Source organism: Pseudomonas sp. PARCl1 (genome assembly GCF_947311875.1).
GTDB lineage: Bacteria > Pseudomonadota > Gammaproteobacteria > Pseudomonadales > Pseudomonadaceae > Aquipseudomonas > Aquipseudomonas juntendi.
Window position 1 is genome coordinate 1 of record NZ_CAMZMX010000085.1, and the last position, 6,699, is coordinate 6,699.

General features: G+C 64.5%; 5 protein-coding genes and 1 pseudogene. 4 read left to right on the top strand and 2 right to left on the bottom strand.

What is annotated here, in order from left to right; all coding sequences use genetic code 11:
* Positions 1-368 precede the first annotated feature (368 nt).
* A complete protein-coding gene (locus tag QME24_RS24385; protein WP_009682676.1) occupies positions 369-1,151 on the bottom strand; it encodes an IclR family transcriptional regulator in 783 nt (260 codons plus the stop codon).
* 173 nt (positions 1,152-1,324) lie between these two features.
* Between QME24_RS24385 and hmgA the strand changes: the two genes are divergently transcribed.
* The 3 genes from hmgA to maiA are packed head-to-tail and all read left to right on the top strand — an operon-like array spanning position 1,325 to position 4,566.
* Positions 1,325-2,626, top strand: a complete 1,302-nt coding sequence (hmgA, locus tag QME24_RS24390) for a homogentisate 1,2-dioxygenase (RefSeq protein WP_054906053.1) — start codon at positions 1,325-1,327, stop codon at positions 2,624-2,626.
* A 3-nt stretch (positions 2,627-2,629) separates the two neighbouring features.
* Positions 2,630-3,922: a fumarylacetoacetase gene (fahA, locus tag QME24_RS24395; RefSeq protein WP_235768071.1), complete on the top strand. Its 1,293-nt coding sequence runs from the start codon at positions 2,630-2,632 to the stop codon at positions 3,920-3,922.
* An 11-nt stretch (positions 3,923-3,933) separates the two neighbouring features.
* A complete protein-coding gene (gene maiA / locus QME24_RS24400) occupies positions 3,934-4,566 on the top strand; it encodes a maleylacetoacetate isomerase (RefSeq protein ID WP_054906055.1) in 633 nt (210 codons plus the stop codon).
* Here maiA and QME24_RS24405 read toward each other — a convergent pair.
* Complete coding sequence (locus QME24_RS24405) at positions 4,560-5,366, bottom strand: tetratricopeptide repeat protein (protein WP_054906056.1); 807 nt, start codon at positions 5,364-5,366, stop codon at positions 4,560-4,562. The two genes, maiA and QME24_RS24405, sit on opposite strands and share 7 nt — an antisense overlap.
* Positions 5,367-5,489: 123 nt before the next feature.
* Here QME24_RS24405 and QME24_RS24410 point away from each other — a divergent pair.
* A pseudogene (locus QME24_RS24410) lies at positions 5,490-6,476 on the top strand (Glu/Leu/Phe/Val dehydrogenase dimerization domain-containing protein); the annotation flags it as partial.
* Positions 6,477-6,699 lie beyond the last annotated feature (223 nt).

Consider the following 6,699-nt stretch of genomic DNA (forward strand, 5'->3'; position numbering starts at 1 on the left):
GGTGCCAGACACCGCGTCGCCTGCTTCGCGGGCAAGCCCGCTCCCACAATGAATCGCGCAGGCTTTTCAAATTTTGGGAAAGACAGTTGCTCCTACAGGTTGAGGTGTCGCGTGGCCCTGAGGCTTTGCCGGTGTCCGCGGGCGTCATTATTCAGCGTAAAAAAAAGCCGCTGCAAGCCGCAGCGGCCAATCGAGACGTTAGATCAAGGAGCTTCAAAATCTACGTCAGTGCACCTCGCAGGCCTGAAAGGCGGGGGGGAGAGCCCTTCATGCCGGCCAGTGAGTAAAGAATAAGCGCTTGATCCCGTAGGAAAAATAGCCGCTTATGACATTCACCTTTACGTTTCGGGCAACAGTTGCGCAACTGTTCAAGCCGCGGGCGAGTAGCCCATTCGCCAGCTGGTTTCCCGCGTTGCCGCCAGCAACCGCTGTGCCGCCGGGCCATGCTCGTCGGCATGGAAGATCGATGTAGGCCCGACCACGGTCATCACCGCCGCAACCTGCCCCAGGGCATTGAATACCGGGGCCGACAATGCATCCACGCCCGGCATCAACAAGCCGTGTACATGGTGCAGGCCACGTTCGCGTATGCCGGCCAGTAGCGCTTGATAATCGTCGGCAGAGTGCTGCAGGGCGGCCAGTTCACGATCACGCAGGTCCACCGTTTCCCGCTCGGGCAGGTAGGCAGCGAACACCAACCCGGTCGATGAGCTGAGCAGCGGCAGCACCGAACCGATCTGCGTCACCACGGTCACCGCCCGCACCGCGGGCTCGATGCTGACCACGGTCGCGCCCTGGTTACCCCATACGGCGATGAAGCAGCTTTCGTTCAGTTCGTCGCGCAGTTGCGACAGGGGCAATGCAGCAATTTTCAGCACGTCGATGCTGCCCAGCGCCGCCAGCCCCACCCGCAATGCCTCACGCCCCAGGCCGTAATGGTTGGTGGCAGCATCCTGTTCGGCAAACCCGCTGGCGATCAATGCCTGCAGGTAGCGGTGCACCTTGCTCGCCGGCATCTGCACATGCTCGGCCAGGCGTGACAACGAGGTGGAAGGGGCCAATTCAGCCAAGGCCTTGAGGATGTCGGTGCCGACCTCCGCAGAGCGGACTTTCTGCTTGCCGTTGTCGGCGGTGGTACTGGCTTTGGCCATGGACAGCTGCTTCCGGATTCTTCAGTCGGGCCTTTATAGCTTGACGCCATGCGTGGAGCAAATTACGTTATTCGTAATCTGATTACGATAAAAACAATGCAGACCCGCTGCCGCCCACCCCAGGGCCTGCAGCCAACTGCCCGCAACGGCTCGGCCAGAGCCCGGAGGCACCGATGAATCGCGATCCATCACCCGACCTTCACTACCTCAGCGGCTTCGGCAACGAGTTTGCCAGCGAAGCGCTGCCCGGTGCCTTGCCGGTCGGGCAGAACTCGCCGCAGCAGGCGCCCTACGGGCTGTACGCCGAACTGCTGTCCGGCACGGCGTTCACCATGGCCCGCAGCGAGCTGCGGCGGACCTGGTTGTACCGTATCCGCCCCTCTGCCTTGCACCCACGTTTCGAGCGCCTGGCGCGCCAACCGCTACAGGGCCCGCTGGGGGGCATCAACCCCAATCGCCTGCGCTGGAGCCCCCAGCCGATTCCCGCCGAACCCACCGACTTCATCGAAGGCTGGCTGCCGATGGTGGCCAACGCCACGGCAGACAAACCGAGCGGCGTGAGCATCTACATCTATCGCGCCAACCGCTCCATGGAACGGGTGTTCTTCAACGCCGATGGCGAACTGTTGCTGGTGCCGGAACAGGGCCGTCTGCGCATTGCCACCGAGCTGGGCGTGCTGCAGGTCGAGCCGCTGGAGATTGCGGTGATCCCGCGTGGCATGAAGTTCCGTGTCGAGTTGCTCGACGGCCAGGCCCGCGGCTACATCGCCGAAAACCACGGCGCCCCCTTGCGCCTCCCGGACCTGGGCCCGATCGGCAGCAATGGCCTGGCCAACCCGCGGGATTTCCTCACCCCGGTGGCGCACTACGAAGAAACCACCGGCCCGCAGCAGCTGGTGCAGAAGTTTCTGGGTGAGCACTGGGCCTGCGAACTGCAGCATTCGCCGCTGGACGTGGTTGCCTGGCATGGCAGCAACGTGCCGTACAAGTACGACCTGCGCCGCTTCAACACGTTGGGTACGGTCAGTTTCGACCACCCGGACCCGTCGATCTTCACCGTGCTGACGTCGCCGACCAGCGTGCATGGCCTGGCCAACATGGACTTCGTGATCTTCCCGCCGCGCTGGATGGTGGCCGAGAACACCTTCCGCCCACCGTGGTTCCACCGCAACCTGATGAACGAGTTCATGGGCCTGATCCAGGGTGCCTACGATGCCAAGGCCGAGGGCTTCCTGCCGGGTGGGGCGTCGTTGCACGGGGTGATGAGCGCCCACGGGCCCGATGCCGAAACCTGCGAAAAAGCCATTGCCGCCGAGTTGGCCCCGCACAAGGTCGACAACACCATGGCGTTCATGTTCGAGACCAGCCAGGTGCTGCGCCCGAGCGTGCAGGCGCTGCAATGCCCGCAATTGCAGACCGACTACGATAGTTGCTGGGCCACCTTGCCGAGCACCTTCAACCCGAACCGGAGATAACCCATGAACCACACTGCCATTGCCCGTAGCTGGGTCGAGCACGCCAACGGGCACAGCGACTTCCCGCTGCAGAACCTGCCAATGGGCATCTTCAGCCGGCCAGGTGAAGCCAAGCGCTGTGGCGTGGCCATTGGCGACGCAATCCTCGACCTGGAGGCGGTGCTGGCCGCCGGCCTGTTCGACGGCGCAGCCAAGGCTGCCGTCGAGGCGACCCGGGGTGGGGCACTGAACGCATTCTTCGCATTGGGGCGCAGCGCGCGGGTGGCCCTGCGCGAACGCTTGCAGGCATTGCTGGGTGAACACAGCGAACACCAGGCGGCGCTGAAGCCGGCCCTGCTCAACGCCGGCGACTGCCAGTTGCACGTACCGGCGCAGATCGGTGACTACACCGACTTCTACGTGGGTATCGAGCACGCCAAGAACGTCGGCAAGCTGTTCCGCCCCGACAACCCGTTGCTGCCCAACTACAAGTACGTGCCGATCGGTTATCACGGCCGTGCCTCGACCATCCGCCCCTCGGGTACCGAGGTGCGCCGGCCAAAGGGGCAGACCTTGCCGGCCGGGCACACCGAGCCCAGCTTTGGCCCCTGTGCGCGCCTGGACTACGAACTGGAACTGGGTATCTGGGTAGGCCAGGGCAACGCCATGGGTGAAGCGATTGCGGTAGGTGATGCTGCCGAACACGTGGCCGGCCTGTGCCTGCTCAACGACTGGTCGGCGCGCGACATCCAGGCCTGGGAATACCAGCCGCTGGGGCCGTTCTTGTCGAAAAGCTTCATTACCAGTATTTCGCCGTGGGTGGTCACCGCCGAGGCGCTGGCGCCGTTCCGCTGCGCCCAGCCGGCCCGGCCGCAAGGCGACCCGCAGCCACTGCCGTACCTGCTGGACGAGCGCGACCAGGCTGCGGGCGCGTTCGATATCGAGCTGGAAGTGCTGTTGCTGACCGCGCGCATGCGTGAGCAGGGCCTTGCCCCGCACCGCCTGACCTTGAGCAACACCCGCAGCATGTACTGGACCGTGGCCCAACTGGTTGCCCACCACAGCGTCAACGGCTGCCAGTTGCAGCCGGGCGACCTGTTCGGCTCGGGCACCCTCTCCGGTGCCACCCCTGGCTCGTACGGCAGCCTGCTGGAAATCACCGAAGGCGGCAAACTGCCGGTGGAGCTGGCCAGTGGCGAGGTGCGCAAGTTCCTCGAAGACGGTGACGAGATCATCCTGCGCGCCCGCTGCCAGCGTGACGGCGTGGCCAGCATCGGCTTCGGCGAATGCCGTGGCACGGTAGTCGCGGCCAACTGAGGGGGCAGGGCATGGAGCTGTACACCTATTACCGTTCCACCTCGTCGTACCGGGTGCGCATCGCGCTGGCACTCAAGGGCCTGGCCTACCAGGCCTTGCCGGTGAACCTGCTGCAAGGTGAACAGCGTGGCGCCGGCTACAGGGCCGTCAACCCGCAGGGCCGCGTGCCAGCCTTGCGCAATGACGGCGGTGAAGTGCTGGTGCAGTCGCCGGCGATCATCGAGTACCTGGAAGAGGTGTACCCACAGCCCGCCCTGCTGCCGGCCAATGCCGAGCGGCGGGCCAAGGTGCGCGGTGTGGCGGCGATCATCGGTTGCGACATTCACCCGCTGCACAATGTCAGCGTGCTGAACCGGCTGCGCCAGGGCGGTCAGGACGAGGCCCAGGTGAACGACTGGATCGCACACTGGATCAGCCAGGGGCTGGCGGCCGTGGAACAGTTGATTGGCGATGAGGGTTTCTGTTTTGGCGATACCCCGGGCCTGGCCGATGTGTACCTGATTCCGCAGTTGTACGCGGCTGAGCGTTTCGCTGTCGACCTTGGCGGTTGCCCGCGCATTCAACGGGTTGCCGCACTGGCAGCCGCGCACCCGGCATTCGCCCAGGCCCACCCGGCCCGGCAGCCGGACACCCCGGCTCAGTGAAGTGAGCGGTTCGCCGCCGGAAGCTTGCCGATGCGCTCGCACAGCTTCAGGCGCTGGACCGGGTCTTCCGTCAGCAGCAGGGCATGCTCCAGGTCGTAGCGTTCGGCTTGGGGGCAGTCCAGGTGTTGGTAAAGCGAGGCGCGGGTCATGTAGTCCGCGACCTGCACCGGCCCTAATTGCATGACCCGTTCGGCGTCGATCAACGCCGCCAGGTGGTTGTCATTGCTGATATGCAGTTGGCGCAGGTTGCGCGACAGGCGCTGCAGCATCTGCTGCGCGCTGGCGGTGCGCAGGTGCTCTGCCGTCAGCGGGAGGTCGGGGCCAAACTGGCGTGCCAGCAGCTCGCGACAGTCGCTGGGGTACAGGCGCCTGCCGCCACAGGGGTCGAGCAGGTGGTCGGCACCCGGCACGCGCAACAGGAAGTGCCCGGGAAAACCCACGCCCTCCAGCGGTATGCACAAACGCCTGGCCAGCTCGAGGGCGAGGATGGCCAGGGCCAGCGGTTGGCCTCGGCGGCGTTGCAGCACCTTGTCCAGCATGGCGGCATGTGGCCGCAACGGCAGGTATTCGTCTTGCACAAACCCCAGTGCATTCAGTTGGCGCAGCAGAGGCTGTGCCAGTTCACTCAACGGTAGCATGGGCAGGTGGGCACTGATTTCGCGCTGCAGGTCGTGCACGGTGGCAAGGCTGGCGGCAGGCGCGACGTTAGGGTCGTGCTCGGCGGCAACCCACAATGCGGCTTCCAGCAGGGCGACGGGCTCGCGTTCCAGGCAGGCCAGGCAGGCTTGACGTGGGTTCATGGGGCTTCTCCACACTCGCTTGAGTATTAGCTGCCGTGCGGGGTTTCGTCCAGTGGTCTGCCGGCGGCTGCAAACATGAGGCCGGGCTTATACTGGGTGCAGCACCTGTTGGGGAGCCTGTCGATGTTCGCGCTGATGCAAAGCACCCGTACCCAGTCACTGCACTTGTTCACCGACCCGCCCACGGGCCTGAAAGCGGTGGTGGCGATCCACAGCCAGCAGTTGGGGCCGGCGCTGGGTGGCTGCCGCTACCTGCCGTACGCCGATGACGAAAGCGCCATGGCCGACGCCATCCGCCTGGCCCAGGGCATGAGCTACAAAGCGGCACTGGCGGGCTTGCCCGTTGGGGGCGGCAAGGCGGTGATCTTGCGCAACCCGCATGTGGAAAACCGCGCAGCTTTGTTCGAGGCCTTCGGCCGCTTCGTCGATACCTTGCAAGGGCGTTTCATCATTGCCGTGGACAGTGGCACCTCGACCCTGGACATGGACTGCATCGCCCAGAGCACGCCGCATGTGACCAGTACCACGGCCTCGGGTGATCCCTCACCGCATGCGGCAATGGGGGTATTCGCCGGCATCCGCGCCACGTCCTATGCCCGCTTGGGCAGCTACAACCTCGAAGGCCTGCGGGTAGCGGTGCAAGGGCTGGGTAATGTTGGCTACGCCCTGGCCGAACAACTGCATGCGGCGGGGGCGGAACTGTTGGTGAGTGACCTGGACACAGGGCGGGTACGGCTGGCTGTTGAGCAGCTCGATGCCCACCCGGTGACCCACGATGCGTTGATCAGCACCCCCTGCGACATCTTTGCCCCGTGCGGTGTGGGGCCCGTGCTGAACGGGCAGAGCGTGATGCAACTGCGCTGCGCGGCAGTGGCGGGGGCGGCGAACAACCAGCTGACCACCTTGCAGGTGGCTGACCAGCTGGAGACCCGCGGGATACTGTATGCGCCCGATTACGTGATCAATGCCGGTGGCTTGATTTACGTGGCGCTCACCCACCGTGGCGAAGACCTGGGCACCATCACCTCGCACCTGGCACGCATACCTTCGCGGCTGACCGAAGTGTTCGGCCATGCCCAAGCAGAGAAACGCTCGCCGGCGCGGGTGGCGCTCAATCTCACAGGCACTGAAGATGCAACGGCTACCCTTGCCAGGAACCATAGAATCTCCCACAGATACCCCATAACCTTCAAGACTTGTGCGTACCTGTGGAAATACCCACAGATTTCTCACAATTCTCAAGATTTGCGATCCCTGTGGGAGATTCTATGGTTTTAGGGAAGTTTTTTAAGCGGCTTTTGACCGATACTCGTCTCCGCTTTTCAGTAGGGCA

Coding starts and splice junctions, on each gene's coding strand:
- QME24_RS24405 (WP_054906056.1), bottom strand. CDS start 5,366: ATGAACCCACGTCAAGCCTGCCTGGCCTGCCTGGAACGCGAGCCCGTC.
- QME24_RS24385 (WP_009682676.1), bottom strand. CDS start 1,151: ATGGCCAAAGCCAGTACCACCGCCGACAACGGCAAGCAGAAAGTCCGC.
- maiA (WP_054906055.1), top strand. CDS start 3,934: ATGGAGCTGTACACCTATTACCGTTCCACCTCGTCGTACCGGGTGCGC.
- hmgA (WP_054906053.1), top strand. CDS start 1,325: ATGAATCGCGATCCATCACCCGACCTTCACTACCTCAGCGGCTTCGGC.
- fahA (WP_235768071.1), top strand. CDS start 2,630: ATGAACCACACTGCCATTGCCCGTAGCTGGGTCGAGCACGCCAACGGG.